Source organism: Helicobacter acinonychis (assembly GCF_900461455.1).
Classification (GTDB): Bacteria; Campylobacterota; Campylobacteria; order Campylobacterales; family Helicobacteraceae; genus Helicobacter; species Helicobacter acinonychis.
Map to the genome: position 1 here is coordinate 265,477 of NZ_UGIA01000001.1, position 16,220 is coordinate 281,696.

18 protein-coding genes are annotated in these 16,220 nt (G+C 37.2%); all 18 read left to right on the forward strand.

From position 1 onward, the window contains the following. Nucleotides 1-196: 196 nt before the first annotated feature. A complete protein-coding gene (locus tag DYI00_RS01195; protein WP_081430794.1) occupies nucleotides 197-817 on the forward strand; it encodes a Laminin subunit alpha-2 precursor in 621 nt (206 codons plus the stop codon). Continuing rightward, on the forward strand, nucleotides 814-1,938 hold the full coding sequence (gene pseC, locus DYI00_RS01200) for a UDP-4-amino-4,6-dideoxy-N-acetyl-beta-L-altrosamine transaminase (protein WP_011577455.1): 1,125 nt from the start codon (nucleotides 814-816) through the stop codon (nucleotides 1,936-1,938). Before DYI00_RS01195 ends, pseC begins: the two co-directional genes overlap by 4 nt. A gap of 29 nt (nucleotides 1,939-1,967) precedes the next feature. Then, nucleotides 1,968-2,663 carry a BsaWI family type II restriction enzyme gene (locus DYI00_RS01205; RefSeq protein ID WP_041600263.1) on the forward strand — a complete coding sequence of 232 codons (696 nt, stop codon included), beginning with the start codon at nucleotides 1,968-1,970 and terminating at the stop codon, nucleotides 2,661-2,663. Then, nucleotides 2,660-3,418 carry a DNA-methyltransferase gene (locus DYI00_RS01210; protein ID WP_011577457.1) on the forward strand — a complete coding sequence of 253 codons (759 nt, stop codon included), beginning with the start codon at nucleotides 2,660-2,662 and terminating at the stop codon, nucleotides 3,416-3,418. Before DYI00_RS01205 ends, DYI00_RS01210 begins: the two co-directional genes overlap by 4 nt. 73 nt (nucleotides 3,419-3,491) lie before the next feature. After that, nucleotides 3,492-6,062 carry an ATP-dependent Clp protease ATP-binding subunit gene (locus tag DYI00_RS01215; RefSeq protein WP_104709289.1) on the forward strand — a complete coding sequence of 857 codons (2,571 nt, stop codon included), beginning with the start codon at nucleotides 3,492-3,494 and terminating at the stop codon, nucleotides 6,060-6,062. A 57-nt stretch (nucleotides 6,063-6,119) separates the two neighbouring features. Next, on the forward strand, nucleotides 6,120-6,839 hold the full coding sequence (locus tag DYI00_RS01220; RefSeq protein ID WP_011577459.1) for a cytochrome c biogenesis protein CcdA: 720 nt from the start codon (nucleotides 6,120-6,122) through the stop codon (nucleotides 6,837-6,839). Nucleotides 6,840-6,848: 9 nt separating this feature from the next. Continuing rightward, entirely contained in the window at nucleotides 6,849-7,982 is a 1,134-nt protein-coding gene (locus DYI00_RS01225) for an amidohydrolase family protein (protein WP_011577460.1), read from the forward strand. After that, a complete protein-coding gene (locus DYI00_RS01230; RefSeq protein WP_011577461.1) occupies nucleotides 7,970-9,196 on the forward strand; it encodes an adenosine deaminase in 1,227 nt (408 codons plus the stop codon). Before DYI00_RS01225 ends, DYI00_RS01230 begins: the two co-directional genes overlap by 13 nt. 138 nt (nucleotides 9,197-9,334) lie before the next feature. Next, nucleotides 9,335-9,577, forward strand: coding sequence for a nuclease (locus DYI00_RS01235; protein WP_011577462.1), 243 nt, complete (start codon nucleotides 9,335-9,337; stop codon nucleotides 9,575-9,577). Nucleotides 9,578-9,586: 9 nt separating this feature from the next. Continuing rightward, nucleotides 9,587-10,903 carry a tRNA (N6-isopentenyl adenosine(37)-C2)-methylthiotransferase MiaB gene (gene miaB / locus DYI00_RS01240; protein ID WP_104687433.1) on the forward strand — a complete coding sequence of 439 codons (1,317 nt, stop codon included), beginning with the start codon at nucleotides 9,587-9,589 and terminating at the stop codon, nucleotides 10,901-10,903. A 35-nt stretch (nucleotides 10,904-10,938) separates the two neighbouring features. Then, a complete protein-coding gene (locus DYI00_RS01245) occupies nucleotides 10,939-11,586 on the forward strand; it encodes a lysophospholipid acyltransferase family protein (RefSeq protein ID WP_011577464.1) in 648 nt (215 codons plus the stop codon). After that, nucleotides 11,579-12,562 carry a DUF8569 domain-containing protein gene (locus tag DYI00_RS01250; RefSeq protein ID WP_011577465.1) on the forward strand — a complete coding sequence of 328 codons (984 nt, stop codon included), beginning with the start codon at nucleotides 11,579-11,581 and terminating at the stop codon, nucleotides 12,560-12,562. The genes DYI00_RS01245 and DYI00_RS01250 overlap by 8 nt, the downstream gene beginning before the upstream one ends. Next, on the forward strand, nucleotides 12,552-13,073 hold the full coding sequence (locus DYI00_RS01255; RefSeq protein ID WP_011577466.1) for a PilN family protein: 522 nt from the start codon (nucleotides 12,552-12,554) through the stop codon (nucleotides 13,071-13,073). The genes DYI00_RS01250 and DYI00_RS01255 overlap by 11 nt, the downstream gene beginning before the upstream one ends. Nucleotides 13,074-13,083: 10 nt before the next feature. Beyond that, on the forward strand, nucleotides 13,084-13,623 hold the full coding sequence (locus DYI00_RS01260; RefSeq protein ID WP_041600181.1) for a hypothetical protein: 540 nt from the start codon (nucleotides 13,084-13,086) through the stop codon (nucleotides 13,621-13,623). An 8-nt stretch (nucleotides 13,624-13,631) separates the two neighbouring features. Beyond that, entirely contained in the window at nucleotides 13,632-14,030 is a 399-nt protein-coding gene (locus DYI00_RS01265; protein WP_011577468.1) for a YkgJ family cysteine cluster protein, read from the forward strand. A 36-nt stretch (nucleotides 14,031-14,066) separates the two neighbouring features. After that, nucleotides 14,067-15,362, forward strand: a complete 1,296-nt coding sequence (locus tag DYI00_RS01270; protein ID WP_011577469.1) for a tetratricopeptide repeat protein — start codon at nucleotides 14,067-14,069, stop codon at nucleotides 15,360-15,362. Further along, entirely contained in the window at nucleotides 15,350-15,907 is a 558-nt protein-coding gene (locus DYI00_RS01275) for a beta/alpha barrel domain-containing protein (protein ID WP_011577470.1), read from the forward strand. Before DYI00_RS01270 ends, DYI00_RS01275 begins: the two co-directional genes overlap by 13 nt. Nucleotides 15,908-15,962: 55 nt before the next feature. Beyond that, nucleotides 15,963-16,214 carry a YfhL family 4Fe-4S dicluster ferredoxin gene (locus DYI00_RS01280; RefSeq protein WP_011577471.1) on the forward strand — a complete coding sequence of 84 codons (252 nt, stop codon included), beginning with the start codon at nucleotides 15,963-15,965 and terminating at the stop codon, nucleotides 16,212-16,214. The last annotated feature ends 6 nt before the right edge of the window (nucleotides 16,215-16,220 follow it).

Sequence of the window (16,220 nt, forward strand, 5' to 3'; positions counted from 1 at the left end):
TGCTAGAGTGTGTCAATTATAAAATTTATAAGCTTAAAAAAGCTTCTCCCATGTGGTGCCTTGTGGGGTGTCCATCGCAAACAAAGAATTATAGAAAAGCTTTAGAGTTAGATTAATATTTTGAGGTAGGATTAAGTAAATTATAATGTTTTTAGGAATAGAGTTTGCTTGTCTTATTTTTAAGTAAAAAAATGAAGTGGAGGATAGGATGCCTAAGATTTCAAGTAATTATAATCCGTCTTTAATGATGAGAGATTATCATGCCCAAAGGGTTAGTCCGCAAGCAAGAAAAGAAGAGAATAAGGAAATTCAAAATCTTTCAGAGAGTGATGAAAGAATCAAATTAGCCAGACAAGCTAAGCAAAATAACCTAGCCATAGGGACTTTAGAAAGCCGTCTTAAAAGCTTAAAAAGCATGGATAAAGATGCTAAAGAGTTAATGGGGATTTCTAAAGCTTATGCCCATAATAATAATGAAAAGAATCAAAACGATTTTGAACATTTTAAAATCCGTTTGGACAAGGCAATTGATGCTTTCAATCAAAATTTAGGTAATGATACGACCAGTTTGAAATTCCCTAATCGTATTGATATTGATGACCCTAAAGCTTTGGAACAATTTTCAAAATCATTAAAAAGTGAGAAAGAAAACATTCAAAATTCTTTGCACCAGTGGAAAAAGCAGCTCGCCGAAACGAATCGCTTGAGCAAGGAATACGACACTTTAGATAAAGCAAGATTGAACGCTCAAAAATTCCAAGATGTCCATGACACAAGCAAGATCACACCATCTCGCTTACAAGACTTGCTCGCTTGAAACCATTTGCTTATAGCGAGCCTTGTTTGGATGAAGAAGATAAAAAGGCTGTATTAGAAGTTTTAAATTCTAAACAGCTCACGCAAGGCAAGCATTCTCTTTTATTTGAAGAAGCTTTGTGTGAGTTTTTAGGCGTTAAGCATGCGTTAGTGTTTAATAGCGCGACTTCAGCCCTTTTAACGCTTTATAGGAATTTTAGCGATTTTAACGCTGATTGTAATGAAATAATCACCACCCCTATAAGCTTTGTAGCGACGGCTAACATGCTTTTAGAGAGTGGTTACAAACCTATATTTGCTGAAGTCAAAAACGATGGCAATATAGATGAATTAGCTTTAGAAAAGCTTATTAGCAAAAAAACTAAAGCCATTGTGAGCGTGGATTATGCCGGTAAAAGCGTGGAAGTAGAAAGTATTCAAAGGCTTTGCAAAAAGCATTCTTTGAGTTTCCTTTCTGACAGCTCGCATGCTTTAGGGAGTGAGTATCGCAACAAAAAAGTAGGAGGCTTTGCGTTAGCGAGCGTGTTTAGTTTCCATGCCATCAAGCCTATCACTACGGCTGAAGGGGGTGCGGTCGTGACTAACGATAGCGAATTGTATGAAAGAATGAAATTATTTCGCTCTCATGGCATGCTCAAAAAAGATTTTTTTGAAGGCGAAGTAGAAAGCGTGGGGTATAACTTCCGTTTGAATGAAATCCAGAGCGCTTTGGGTTTGAGCCAGCTTAAAAAAGTCTCTCTTTTGATGCAAAAAAGAGAAGAAATCGCTCTAGTTTATGATAGGATTTTTAAAGATAACCCTTATTTCACCCCCTTGCACCTTTCTTTAAAACATAAAAGCTCTAACCACCTTTATCCCATTTTAATCCACCAAAAATTTTTCACAAATAAAAGATTTATTTTAGAAAATTTGCACAAGCTTGGCATTTTAGCCCAAGTGCATTACAAACCTATTTATCAATACCAATTATACCAACAGCTTTTTAACACCGCTCCCCTAAAAAGTGCAGAGAATTTTTATGGCGCTGAAATCTCCCTGCCTTGTCATGCGAATTTGGATTTAGAAAGCGTGAAAAGCATCGCTCATGGCGTTTTAAAGACTTTTGAGGGTTTTGTATTATAAGTTTGATTGATTTCTATAAGGTGTTTGAAGTGAGTTTAGCCGATACGATTTTAGAGCGTTTTAAAGATTTTATGAGAGAACAGCCTGAGCCTTACAAATTTTTGCAAGTTTTTTATACGCAAGAAAAAGAACGTTTTTTGAATAGTAAAATAAACGATTATATCCAGCAAAATAAAAGCAAAGAAGAGGCTAGTATTTTAGCCAGACAAGGCTTTGTGAGTGTTATTGGAAGAGCGTTAGAAAAAATCATAGAACTTTTATTAAAAGATTTTTGTATTAAAAACAATGCAAAAATGACGAACGATAAAACCTTAAGGGCTAAGCGCATTAATGGCGAGTTGGATAGAGTCAAACGGGCTTTATTGGTGCATTTTGGAGAATATAGCGTTTTACCTGATGGAGATATTGTTCTTTATCAAATCAATAAGGATAATATCAAAATTCTAGCGATTTTATCGGTAAAAAATTCGTTTAGAGAGCGTTTCACAGAAACGCCTTATTGGAAATTAAAACTTTTACAATCGCCTATAACTTCTCACATTAAAGTCTTTATGATAACACCGGATAACGATGATGAGATCAGTTTTAAAGACAAGCCTAAAAAAGCTAGGATCGTTATGGAGCATGAATTAGATGGCATCTATTTAGCCCAAAGTGGTTTTGATAAAAGTTTTAAAATCAAGGGCATAGAAAATTTACTAGAAGACTTAAAAAGGCTTTTATGAAACCTTATTTTAGTTTAGATAAATTGCATTTATACCATGGCGATGCGAGCGTTTTAGAGACTTTTGAAAAAGGTTTTTATGATTTGTGTGTTACTTCACCGCCCTATAATTTGAGTGTTGAATATCAAGGGAGTAACGATTTTAGGGCTTATGATGATTATTTGAATTGGTGTAAAAATTGGTTTAAAAATTGTTATTTTTGGGGTAAGGAGCAAGCGAGATTGTGCTTAAATGTCCCTTTAGACACGAATAAACACGGCAAGCAAAGTTTGGGGGCAGATATGACTATAGTGGCTAAAGAATGCGGTTGGAAATACCAAAATACGATCATTTGGAATGAAAGCAATATTTCAAGACGCACCGCTTGGGGGAGTTGGTTGCAAGCTAGCGCGCCTTATGCTATCGCTCCTGTGGAATTAATCATTGTTTTTTATAAAAATGAATACAAACGCCAAAAACAAACTTCTACGATCAGCAAAGAGGAATTTTTACTCTACACGAATGGGCTTTGGAGTTTTAGCGGCGAATCCAAAAAACGCTTAAAACACCCAGCCCCATTCCCAAGGGAATTACCCAGTCGTTGCATTAAATTGTTTTCTTTTTTGGAAGACACGATTTTTGATCCTTTTAGCGGCTCTGGCACCACCCTCTTAGAGGCAAATGCTTTAGGGCGTTTTAGCGTGGGATTAGAAATTGAAAAAGAATATTGCGAGTTGTCTAAAAAGCGTATTTTAGAGAGTTTGTCACTAGTGTGAGCCTCTTAAAAACCTTTGAGAGCGAAAATAGTGTAAAATAGTAAAAATTTTTAAAACTCAAAAAGGATTGATAATGAATTTATTTGAAAAAATGACCAACCAATTGCATGAGACTTTAGACAGTGCACTCGCTCTAGCCTTACACCACAAAAACGCTGAAGTAACGCCCTTGCACATGCTTTTTGCGATGCTTAATAATTCCCAAGGCATTCTCATTCAAGCCTTACAAAAAATGTCTGTGGATATTCAAGCTTTAAGGCTTAGCGTTCAAAGCGAGTTAGGCAAGTTTGCTAAAGTTTCACAAATCAACAAACAAAATATCCAATTAAACCAAGCTCTAATAGAAAGTTTTGAAAACGCTCAAGGCTTGAGCGCTAAAATGGGCGATTCTTTCATCGCCGTAGATGTGTATCTTTTGGTCAATATGAGTCTTTTTGAAAGCGTTTTAAAGCCCTATTTAGACACTAAAGAATTGCAAAAAACTTTAGAGTTTTTAAGAAAAGGTGCGACTATCCAGGATAAAAATGATGATTCTAATTTAGAAAGTTTAGAAAAATTTGGCATTGATTTAACGCAAAAAGCTTTAGAAAATAAGCTTGATCCGGTGATCGGAAGAGATGAAGAAATCATTCGCATGATGCAAATTTTAATAAGAAAAACAAAAAATAACCCTATTTTATTGGGTGAGCCTGGAGTGGGGAAAACGGCTGTTGTGGAAGGTTTAGCCCAACGCATTGTCAACAAAGAAGTGCCTACAACGCTTTTAAACAAACGAGTCATCGCTTTAGATTTAAGCTTATTAGTAGCTGGAGCGAAATACAGAGGCGAGTTTGAAGAGCGTTTGAAAAAGGTGATTGAAGAAGTTAAAAAAAGCGCGAATGTGATTTTATTCATTGATGAAATCCACACGATTGTGGGGGCTGGGGCTAGTGAAGGGGGCATGGATGCGGCTAATATTTTAAAACCGGCTCTAGCTAGGGGAGAATTGCACACGATTGGAGCGACCACTTTGAAAGAATACCGCAAGTATTTTGAAAAAGATATGGCGTTACAAAGGCGTTTCCAACCTATTTTACTCAATGAACCTAGCATCAATGAAGCTTTACAGATTTTAAGGGGGTTAAAAGAAACTTTAGAAACGCACCATAATATCACTATCAATGACTCTGCTCTCATAGCGAGCGCTAAACTCTCTAGCCGTTATATTACCGATAGGTTTTTACCTGATAAAGCGATTGATTTGATTGATGAAGGGGCGGCTCAATTAAAAATGCAAATGGAATCAGAGCCGGCCAAACTCTCTAGCATCAAGCGCTCCATTCAAAGATTAGAAATGGAAAAACAAGCCCTTGAAATGGAAAAAAAAGAGAGCAATAACAAACGCATGCAAGAAATCCTTAAAGAATTGAGCGATTTGAAAGAAGAAAAAATCAAATTAGAAGTGCAATTTGAAAATGAAAAAGAAGTGTTTAAAGAAATTTCACGCTTGAAAATGGAAATGGAAAATTTGAAAAAAGAGGCTGAGAGGTTTAAACGCAATGGGGATTACCAGCAAGCGGCTGAAATTGAATACTCTAAAATCCCTGAAAATGAAAAGAAAGAAAAAGAATTGCAACACAAATGGGAAGCGATGCAACAAAGTGGTGCACTCTTGCAAAACGCTTTAACCGAAAACAACATCGCTGAAATTGTGAGTCAATGGACGCACATCCCAGTTCAAAAAATGCTCCAAAGCGAAAAGAATAGGGTTTTAAACATTGAAAGAGAATTGCAAAAAAGAGTGGTGGGGCAAGAAAAAGCGCTCAAAGCGATCGCTAAAGCGATTAAAAGGAATAAGGCTGGGCTTAGCGATAGCAATAAACCCATAGGGAGTTTTCTCTTTTTAGGACCCACAGGGGTGGGTAAAACCGAGAGCGCTAAAGCTTTGGCACAATTCTTGTTTGATAGCGATAAAAATCTTATAAGAATTGACATGAGCGAATACATGGAAAAGCATGCCATAAGCCGTCTTATTGGGGCTGCTCCTGGGTATGTGGGCTATGAAGAAGGCGGGCAATTGACAGAAGCGGTGCGCAGAAAACCTTATAGCGTGGTGCTGTTAGATGAAGTGGAAAAAGCCCATCCGGATGTGTTTAACCTCTTGTTGCAGGTTTTAGATGAAGGGCATTTAACCGATAGTAAGGGCGTGAGAGTGGATTTCAAAAACACGATTTTGATTTTAACTAGTAATGTCGCTAGCGGTGCGCTTTTAGAAGAAAGTTTGAGTGAAGATGATAAACAAAAAGCCATTAAAGAGAGCTTGAAACAATTCTTCAAGCCAGAATTTTTGAACCGCTTAGATGAAATCGTTTCTTTTAACGCGCTAGATAGCCATGCCATTATTAATATCGTGGGGATACTCTTTGAAAACATTCAAAAAAAAGCGCTTGAAAGGGGTATTAACATCGCTTTAGATGAAAAGGCAAAGGAATTGATCGCAGAAGTGGGGTTTGACAGATTCTATGGCGCTAGACCACTAAAACGCGCGTTATACGAAATGGTAGAAGACAAGCTCGCTGAACTCATTTTAGAGGATAAAATCAAAGAAAATGATAGCGTGGCATTTGTGGTAGAAAATAACGAAATTGTGCCTAAAATTAAGTGAGGTTTTATTATCCTAAAAAATATAAGAAATAATTATTTTTAAAAAGGATTAAAAACTATGTTTGATAATACGCTCATCAATTTATTTGAGACAGCGCCTCTTTTGACTTCGCTTTTAGCTGGGATTTTGACTTTTTTAAGCCCTTGCGTGTTGCCTTTGATCCCAGCGTATATGTCTTATATTTCTCAAATTTCTTTAGAGGATATTAAAGATGGTAAGGCTGAAAGGGTTTCGGTTTTTCTAAAATCCTTGATGTTTGTGATAGGGTTTTCGCTCGTGTTTTTGGGCGTGGGCATGTCTATGGCCAAGCTTATCCATAGCTTTTCATTTGCATGGGTGAATTATATCGCCGGGGGGATTGTGATCCTTTTTGGGTTGCATTTTTTAGGCGTGTTTCGTTTTGCATTTTTATATAAAACTCAAAGCGTTCGTTTGACAAGCAAGTCTAATGGCATGCAACGCTTTTACCCCTTTCTTTTAGGCATGAGTTTCGCTTTAGGTTGGACGCCATGCATTGGACCGGTATTCACTTCTATAGTGATCATGAGCGCGAGCAAGGACGCTTATGGCTTGATGCTTATGGTGGTGTTTGTAATGGGCTTGGCGATCCCTTTTTTATTGGTGGCTTTAATGTTAGAAAGAGCGCTTTTATTTTTAAAATCCTTAAAGAAATACAACCGCATTATTGAAATTATTTCAGGGTTAGTGCTTATTTTAATGGGGGTGTTGATTGTGACCAACTCTATGGAAAGCTTGACGAATTTCTTACAAAAATAGGAGGAAATGGTGCTTTTAAAAAACGCTTCATTTTATGATGATGGTGGTTTAAAAAGAGCAGACATCCGCTTAAAAAATTCCCTTATTGCAGAGATTAAAGAAAATTTAAACCCTAGTGGTAGCGAAGAAGTGATTGAATGCGAAAATTTATTCGTGTTGCCAAGTTTTATAGATTTGAGTGTTACTTGCTTGGAAGGCTATGAAAATTTAAAACAAAAGGCTTTTAAAGGGGGGGTAGGGTTACTCAATATTTTTAATTGCAGTCAAAGCGGCATTAAAAATATCATGGCACTCAAAAACAACCAACTAGCCGACATCGCTACGCTTAAAAAAGAAGGGGGGGAAATTTTAATTATAGAGTCCGATGCTTTTTTAGAGCTCATCAGCCATTATGCAAAATCCTACCATTTACCCCTTTTAATCTCTTTAAAAAATTCTTTTGAAGCCTTAAATAGTGGGGCATTAGCCTATGAATTGGGGCAAAGCTTTGTAGAAAATGCGTTTGAAAACACGCAACTAGTGCGTTTCATGGAGGTTTCTAGAGCGTTACAAATCCCTATGCTTTTAGATAAAGTGAATAGTACCACCACGCTCAAACTCATCAAAGCCTTTAATAATTTAGGAGCGAAATTGCAAGCCCAAGTGCCTTTAAGCCATTTAGTGCTAGATGAAAGCATGTATGAATATTATGATCCAAGGTTTAAAATCGCCCCTCCTTTAAGGGACAAAGAAGGTCAAAACGCCCTAAAAGACGCCTTAAAAAATAACGAAATTGCTATGCTCACAAGCCTTCATGTTTCTAAAAATTCTAACGGAGAGCTTTTTGAAGAAAGCGCTTTTGGGTGTGAGAGCATAGAGGACGCTTTTAGCGTGGCTTACACTTTTTTGGTTCAAAAAAAGGTTATTGGTTTGCAACAACTTATTAAGGTTATGGCATTTAATCAAGCGAAGTTTTTAAAACTCAACGCAGGCGAGATTAAAGAAAATCAATTAGCCAACCTCATGATTGTGGATTTAAACGCTAAAATAAGAGTGAGTAATAAAAATTCGCCCTTTTATGGTTTAGAATTGCATGGCGAAATTCAAAGAATGATCTTAAAAGGGCAAACCACATTTATTAAGGAGAATGCATGCAAATCATAGGAGCGTCTTTAGTTTTTTTGTGTAATGAAAAATGCGAAGTGTTAGAAGATCATGGCGTAGTCTTTGATGAAAACATTATTGAAGTGGGCGATTACCACAATTTGACGCTCAAATACCCTCACTTAAAAGTGCAGTTTTTTGAAAACTCCGTTCTTTTGCCCGCTTTTATCAACACGCACACCCATTTTGAATTTTCCAACAACAAGGCGAGTTTTGATTATGGGAGTTTTTCTGGCTGGTTAGGGAGCGTGTTGAATAATGGGGGGGTGATTTTAGAAAATTGCCAAGGGGCTATCCAAAACGCCATCACTACGCAATTAAAAAGCGGAGTAGGGAGTGTGGGGGCGATTTCTAACCACTTGATAGAAGTGGGTTTATTGAAAGAAAGCCCTTTGAATGCCGTCGTGTTTTTGGAGTTTTTAGGGAGTAGCTATTCTTTAGAAAAATTAAAGGCGTTTGAGAAAAAATTTAAGGAGTTAAAAAATTTAGAAGATGAAAAACTCAAAGCCGCTCTCGCTGTGCATGCCCCTTATTCGGTTCAAAAAGACATGGCTTTAAGCGTTATCCAACTGGCTAAAGATTCACAAAGCCTGCTTTCTACGCATTTTTTAGAATCGTTTGAAGAACTAGAATGGGTAGAAAATTCTAAAGGGTGGTTTGAGAATTTTTACCAGCATTTTTTGAAAGAGTCTAATTTCAAATCGCTCTATAAAGGCGCGAATGATTATATTGACATGTTTAAAGACACGCACACTTTATTCGTGCATAACCAATTCGCTTCTTTGGAGGCGTTAAAAAGGATCAAATCTCAAGTGGAAAACGCTTTTTTAATCACATGCCCTTTTTCTAACCGCTTGTTAAGTGGGAAAGCTTTGGATTTAGAAAGGGTTAGAGAAGCAAATTTAAGCGTGAGCGTTGCTACTGATGGCTTGAGCTCCAATATTTCGCTGAGCCTTTTAGATGAATTAAGGGCGTTTTTGCTCACCCACAACATGCCGTTATTAGAATTAGCCAAAATGGCCCTTTTAGGGGCTACGCGTCATGGGGCTAAAGCTTTAGCTTTGAATAATGGCGAGATACAAGTCAACAAAAGGGCGGATCTGAGCGTGTTTGGTTTTAATGAAAAATTCACTAAAGAGCAAGCGATTTTACAATTTTTATTGCATGCTAAAGAGGTGGAATGCTTGTTTTTAGGGGGGAAAAGGGTAACTTAAAAAAGTAATTGATGGTTTTGTTTTTAAGGAGTTCTAAATAAAAATGCTTTTAGCATTTTTTAAAATAAAAAAGTCTAATTTATTCTAAAGACAGAATGCGTTAAAATGAGAGGATTAAATCAATATTAAGGAGAGTTTATGAAATTAGTTTTAGCCAAAAACACAAGAAAATCAGACACCAAAAGCGTGGAGTTAGAGGATTTGTATCAAAAATTCACTGAAGACAAGCGTTCTATTTTTTATTTTGCCCCCACAAACGCCCACAAAGACATGCTCAAGGCGTTGGATTTTTTCAAAAAAAAAGGTCATACGGCCTATTTAGATGAGGTGAGGGTCAGCACTGATGAAAAAGATTTTCTTTATGAATTGCACATTATTTAAAGGCTTGTGTTGAAAGTTTATATTGAAACAATGGGTTGTGCAATGAATTCTAGGGATAGCGAGCATTTATTAAGCGAGTTATCCAAACTAGACTATAAAGAGACCAACGACCCTAAAATAGCGGATTTGATTTTGATTAACACTTGCAGTGTGCGTGAAAAGCCTGAGCGAAAATTATTCTCAGAAATCGGTCAATTCGCTAAAATCAAAAAACCTAATGCCAAAATTGGGGTTTGTGGGTGCACCGCAAGCCACATGGGAGCGGATATTTTGAAAAAATCCCCAAGCGTGAGCTTTGTGTTAGGGGCTAGGAATGTGTCTAAAATCTCTCAAGTTATCCATAAAGAAAAAGCCGTTGAGGTGGCGATTGATTATGATGAAAGTTCGTATGCGTTTGAGTTTTTTGAAAAAAAGGCTGAAGTCAGATCGTTACTAAACATCTCCATAGGTTGCGATAAAAAATGCACTTATTGCATTGTCCCGCACACTAGGGGAAAAGAAATTTCTATCCCTATGGATTTGATCTTAAAAGAAGCTGAGAAATTGGCGAATAACGGCACTAAAGAGCTCATGCTTTTAGGGCAAAATGTGAATAATTATGGCGTTCGTTTTAGCAGTGAGCATGCGAAAGTGAATTTTAGCGATTTGTTGGATAAATTAAGCGAAATTCCAGGCATTGAAAGGATACGATTCACTTCGCCCCACCCCTTACACATGAATGATGAATTTTTAGAGCGCTTTGCGAAAAACCCTAAAGTGTGTAAGAGTATCCACATGCCCTTACAGAGCGGATCTAGTGCGGTGTTAAAGATGATGCGAAGGGGCTATAATAAAGAGTGGTTTTTAAACAGGGTGGAAAAATTAAAGGCTTTAGTGCCTGAAGTGGGCATTAGCACGGATATTATCGTGGGCTTTCCTAATGAGAGCGATAAGGATTTTGAAGACACGATGGAGGTGCTAGAAAAAGTGCGCTTTGACACGCTTTATAGTTTCATTTACTCCCCACGCCCTTTCACAGAAGCAGGAGCTTGGAAAGAAAGAGTGCCGCTAGAAGTTTCATCTCTAAGATTAGAAAGGTTACAAAACAGACACAAAGAAATTTTAGAAGAAAAAGCTAGGCTTGAAGTGGGTAAAACGCATGTGGTGTTGGTGGAAAATAGGCACGAAGTTGATGGGCAGATCGTGGGTTTTGAAGGGCGTAGCGATACAGGGAAGTTCATTGAAGTAACTTGTAAAGAAAAAAGAAATCCGGGCGAGCTTGTGGAAGTAGAAATCATCTCTCATGTTAAAGGGCGCTTGATGGCGACCACCAAAAACAACCAATAAGAGCAACCACTAAAGAGTAGGGTTAAGGGCAAGAGTTGAGCTTAAAAATTTTTAGAAAAAATATCGTTTTAAGGATTGTTCCGCGCTTGGCGTTTGGGGTCCTTTGGTTGTTGCATAAAACTTGTAAAAACCGCTATTTTTTAGCTCAAAATTTAAAAGAAAAACCCTTCATTGCAAGCTGTTGGCATGGCGAGCTTGGCATGATTGGGTTTGCGTATTTAAGGCTTAAAAAACCTTGTATTTATGTGATTACAAGCCAGCATTTTGACGGCTCTATTGCGGCGGGTTTGTTTGAAAGCTTTGGGTTTAAAAATATTAGAGGTTCTAGCAAAAAAGGGGGGGTTAAGGTTTTGATAGAAGGGCTTAAGCGCCTAAAAGAGGGTTATGATGTCGCTATCACGCCTGATGGCCCAAAAGGCCCACGACACAGCATAGCGGATGGGGTGATCGCTTTGGCTCAAAAATCAGGTGTGGGGATTAGTGCATGCAGGGTGGTTTGCAAAAACGCATGGCAATTTAATACTTGGGATAAATTTGAAATCCCTAAGCCTTTTAGCGAAGTGCATTACCACATGTTAGAATCTGTAATAATCCCTAAAGAATGGGAGCTTTCAAAGGCGAAAGAATTTTTAAAAACGCGCATGGATTCTGCTGATTTTAAAGAAGGGGGTTTAGGTGCTTAAAGGGTTAAAAAAAGCGTTTAAAGAAAAGTTTTGCTCTCAAGTGTATATCTCTTTTAATGTGGATCACAACCTTTTGTCCGCTCAAATTTTAAGGATTAAAAACCACCGCATTAAAGAGAAATTTTTTAGAACTTTTAAGACGAAAGTGGAAACGAAAAACGGCGAAGTCCCCCTTCAAGCTTTAAAAATCGCCAGAACTTATAGCCAAAAATACCCTTATACTTATTTTAGCGCGATGGTTAAAGCCAAAGAAATTTTATGCGAAAAGCAAGCGTTTGAACAAATCAAGCAAGAAAACCAGGATTATTTGGCTTGCAAAATCAATCAAAAATATTGCGTTTATGTGGAGTCTAAAGATTTTTTAAAGGATTTTAAGCGTTTTAAAGTCCAGGATGTGGATTTTTTGTTTTCGCCTTTTAGCCTTATTTATGAATTTGTGCACGACAGGTTAGAAGAAAAGCCGTTATTGTATTTGCTTTTGGAGCGTTCAAGGTTTTATTTTTTGATTGCGGATAAAAAAGAGATTTTTTTGGCCCAATCCGTGTTTTTAGAAGAACAACCTGAAGAGTTTATAGAGAGCAAGGAAGAAGATTCTATGGAGTTGAATGATGAGAGCATGAAGGCGTTTTTGAGTGAAATCCAAGAAGATATTGACAGCCTTGAAGAAGCGATGGGATTAAATAGCAGTAAGGACAATAAGGAAAAAAATAATGAGGACGCTTATAGTTTGATTGAAGGCATGACGAATATCCCCATAATTGCAAACGCTTTGCAAGAAGGCTTGTGCAGTGTTTATCACTCTAGGGATATAGATTTTGTGGAAAAAGTCATTCTTTTAGACAGCTGCCAAATCCACCAAAAGGCGTTGATGCATTTGCAAGAAACTTTGATGATGGAAGTGGATAGGTTGGATTTTTCTTTAGTGGAGCAATTGAATGTTTTAGCGTGCATGGAGAATGAAAAGTATGCGTTTTAGTTACATTGAGCCAAGAGCGAAATACCTTATCAGCAAGCTTTCTAAAATCTGGATTTTTTACATTTTTTTATCGCTTGTTCTTATTGGAGGGTTAGTGGGGTTTATGCACCATGCCATTGATAACGCTCAAAATGACATAGCTAGTTTAACAATCCAAGAAAAGCTTTACCGCCATGAGACTAGCCGTTTGCAAGCAAAAACCGCTGAAACCTTGCAACTCATTAAAGAGGCTAAAAAGCGTTTGAATTACAATGACGATGTGCGCGATGTTTTACAAGGGCTTTTGAATATTGTGCCAGATCTTATCACTATCAATAGCATTGAAATAGATCAGCAAAGCGTGGTGATTAGCGGTAAAGCCCCTTCTAAAGAGGCTTTTTATTTTTTATTCCAAAACAAGTTAAACCCCATGTTTGATTATTCTAGCGTGGAATTTTTCCCCTTAAGCGATGGGTGGTTTAATTTTGTTTCCAATAACTCTTCTAATTCCTTATTGATAAGCAACCCTTGATGGGAGGAACATGAAACAATTGCATTTTTCACACCTGGATAGAGAGCAATCAGGCGATGTGGGTTTTATCATTAAAAACCTTGTTTTTTTAGGGGTTTTTTCCTTGTTGAGTTGGTTTAATACCGAATATTTTCTATGGCCGAGCATGTTGGAATTAAAAAAAATCCTTTTAGAGGAAAACCGCAAAAAAAGCGTTTTAGAATACGCGCAAAGGCATTTTGAAACAGCCCTTATGAATTATCGCAATCAAAAAGAGACGGGCGAATCTTTATTGAAAATCTTTAACGCTGAAGAGTCCAAAAATATCTTAGAAAAGATTTTAAAAAAATGTTTTGATGGCTATGAGATCAAGCCCTTACTCTCTCAAAACCCCTCTCAAGAAACCCAATTTTTTATCATAGCTAGAGTGAGCGAATTAGAAAAGACTTATCTTTTTTTCACCTTGCTTAACAAATATTTACCCAGCGCTCAAAGCCAATTACCCTTAAAGATTTCTAAAGATAATGATGGGTTGTTGGTGCAATTTAGCGTGAATATTGGTTTGCAATAAGGCGATTTATGGGTGGTTTTGATTTTAATTTTGACAATAAAGCATGCGAGAATTGTGGGGCAAAGTGTTGCGTGGGGGAAAGCGGGTATATTTTTGTAACGATCCAAGAAATGCAAACAATTAGCGCTTTTTTAAAATTGGAATTGGAAGAATTTAGCCAAAAATATGTTAAAAAGGTAGGGTATAAGTTCTCTTTATTAGAAAAAGACGCTAAAGATTTGGGTTTGGCGTGCGTGTTTTTGGATTTAGAGACGAAAAAATGCCAGATTTATAGCGCACGCCCCAAACAATGCCAAACCTTTCCTTTTTGGGAGAGCGTGAAAAGCTTTTCTAAAGAGCAAAAGGAAGCTTTTTGCAAAAGTTGTTTGGGCATCACACAAAAAACTAAAGAGACTAAAGTGCGCTAAAATGTGTTTTTAGTGACACAAAAAGGAAATAAAGTCATGGATATTCCAATAAAAAAAAGATTTTTAGCGAGTTTGTTGCTTTTTAGCTTGCTTTCTTGCCTCAAGGCTGAACCCCTTTCAGAAGATCATCAAATTCTATTGAGTTCAGACGCTTTCCATAGGGGGGATTTTGCAGCGGCTCAAAAGGGGTATATGAGTCTTTACAAGCAAACTAATAAGGTGGTTTATGCTAAAGAGGCAGCCATTTCAGCGGCGAGTTTAGGGGACATTAAAACCGCGATGCATTTAGCCATGCTCTATCAAAAAATCACCAATAATCGTAACGATCTCTCTATCAATAAGATTTTAGTGGATGGTTATGCACAAATGGGGCAAATTGATAAGGCGATCGCGTTGTTGCAAAAAATCCGTAAAGAAGAAAAAACCATAGGCACAGACAATGTGTTAGGGACTTTGTATTTGTCTCAAAAGCGTTTGGATAAGGCTTTCCCCTTATTGAATAAGTTTTATAATGCAGTGCATGATGAAGACAGCCTTGAAAAAATTATTACGATTTACTTTTTGCAAAATCGTAAAAAAGAGGGCCTGGATTTGTTGCAATCCCACATAGACAGGTATGGTTGCTCAGAGCAATTATGCCAAAAAGCGCTCAGCACTTTCACGCAATTTAATGAGTTAAATTTGGCTAAAACCACTTTCGCTCGCCTATATGAAAAAAACCCAGTCGTGCAAAACGCCCAACTTTATATTGGGGTGCTGATTTTATTGAAAGAATTTGATAAAGCCCAACAGATCGCAGAATTGTTTCCCTTTGACAGGCGCTTGTTACTGGATTTATACACTGCACAAAAGAAATTTGATCAAGCTTCCAAACAAGCCTCTTTGATCTATCAAGAAAAAAAAGATCCTAAATTTTTAGGGCTAGAGGCGATTTATCATTATGAAAGTTTGAGCATGAAAAATAAAAAACTCACCAAACAAGAGATGCTGCCTATCATCCAAAAATTAGAAAAAGCTACCAAAGAGCGCCAAGTATGGCTTGCTAAAACCAAAGACAAAGAAGACGCACAAGACGCTTTCTTTTATAATTTTTTAGGGTATTCTTTAATAGATTATGGCATGGATGTTAAAAGGGGCATGGATTTGGTTAAAAAAGCTTTAGCCCTAGACGCTAGCTCTGCACTTTATTTGGACTCTTTGGCATGGGGTTATTACAAGTTGGGGAATTGCTTGGAGGCTAAAAAAATCTTTTCTACCATCGCTAAAGATCTTATCCAAGCTGAACCTGAATTAAAAGAGCATCATAAAATCATCCAAGAATGCAAGAAGTAGGGATTTTAGAGAATTTGCAAAAAAGCCTAGCCTTAAAAGAGGGCATGCTCTCTTATGAAATGTTAGGTAAAAGTTTGTCGTATAACCCTTACTTGCCTAGAGTCATTTCTAAAACTAAAAACTATGTTTTTGTAACTCCTAGCGAGGTTTTAGAAAAACTTTTACAAGAAAACACCCATACAGATTGCGTGATCATCAATTTCAAAGGTTTGTATGAATTAGGCGTGCCAAGCGTGTTTGACTTGGAAGTTTTAGGGTTGTTGCGCCGCCATGCAAGCTCTATGATTGTCCAACAGGATTTTTTCATTAGCCATTACCAGCTTTTAGAATCGCTCGTTCAAGGCACTGATGGAGTCATTTTAGATGAAGGGCTTTTAAAAGAGGATTTAAAGGGCATGATAGATTTTGCTTGCCGTTTGGGCTTAAGCGTGTTTGTGGAAACTGACAAGCCAAATCATGCTTATTTGAAAGGTTTAGGGGTTTTAGGCGTGTTGGAAAAAATCTCTCATTCTCAAAATCAAAAAAAAATAGTCTTTTTAGATTGAATTTTAAGCTAATTTTGAGTAAAAATCGCATTTAAACTTTTTAAAAGGAGTTATCATGTCATTATTGGTGAATGATGAATGCATTGCATGCGATGCTTGCAGAGAAGAGTGCCCTAGTGAGGCGATTGAAGAGGGTGATCCTATTTATAACATTGATCCGGATCGATGCACGGAATGTTATGGGTATTATGATGAGCCAAGTTGTGTGAGCGTTTGCCCTGTGGATGCGATTTTACCGGATCCTAACAATACAGAAAGCATAGAGGAATTGAAATACAAATACGAAAGCTTGCAAGAGCAAGGTTAAAGGCTT

What these genes read in the sequence shown, in the direction of transcription:
- DYI00_RS01280 (WP_011577471.1), top strand. Translation starts at nt 15,963, where the DNA reads ATGTCATTATTGGTGAATGATGAATGCATTGCATGCGATGCTTGCAGA.
- DYI00_RS01255 (WP_011577466.1), top strand. Translation starts at nt 12,552, where the DNA reads ATGCGTTTTAGTTACATTGAGCCAAGAGCGAAATACCTTATCAGCAAG.
- DYI00_RS01220 (WP_011577459.1), top strand. Translation starts at nt 6,120, where the DNA reads ATGTTTGATAATACGCTCATCAATTTATTTGAGACAGCGCCTCTTTTG.
- DYI00_RS01260 (WP_041600181.1), top strand. Translation starts at nt 13,084, where the DNA reads ATGAAACAATTGCATTTTTCACACCTGGATAGAGAGCAATCAGGCGAT.
- DYI00_RS01270 (WP_011577469.1), top strand. Translation starts at nt 14,067, where the DNA reads ATGGATATTCCAATAAAAAAAAGATTTTTAGCGAGTTTGTTGCTTTTT.
- DYI00_RS01235 (WP_011577462.1), top strand. Translation starts at nt 9,335, where the DNA reads ATGAAATTAGTTTTAGCCAAAAACACAAGAAAATCAGACACCAAAAGC.
- DYI00_RS01275 (WP_011577470.1), top strand. Translation starts at nt 15,350, where the DNA reads ATGCAAGAAGTAGGGATTTTAGAGAATTTGCAAAAAAGCCTAGCCTTA.
- DYI00_RS01210 (WP_011577457.1), top strand. Translation starts at nt 2,660, where the DNA reads ATGAAACCTTATTTTAGTTTAGATAAATTGCATTTATACCATGGCGAT.
- DYI00_RS01215 (WP_104709289.1), top strand. Translation starts at nt 3,492, where the DNA reads ATGAATTTATTTGAAAAAATGACCAACCAATTGCATGAGACTTTAGAC.
- DYI00_RS01230 (WP_011577461.1), top strand. Translation starts at nt 7,970, where the DNA reads ATGCAAATCATAGGAGCGTCTTTAGTTTTTTTGTGTAATGAAAAATGC.
- DYI00_RS01265 (WP_011577468.1), top strand. Translation starts at nt 13,632, where the DNA reads ATGGGTGGTTTTGATTTTAATTTTGACAATAAAGCATGCGAGAATTGT.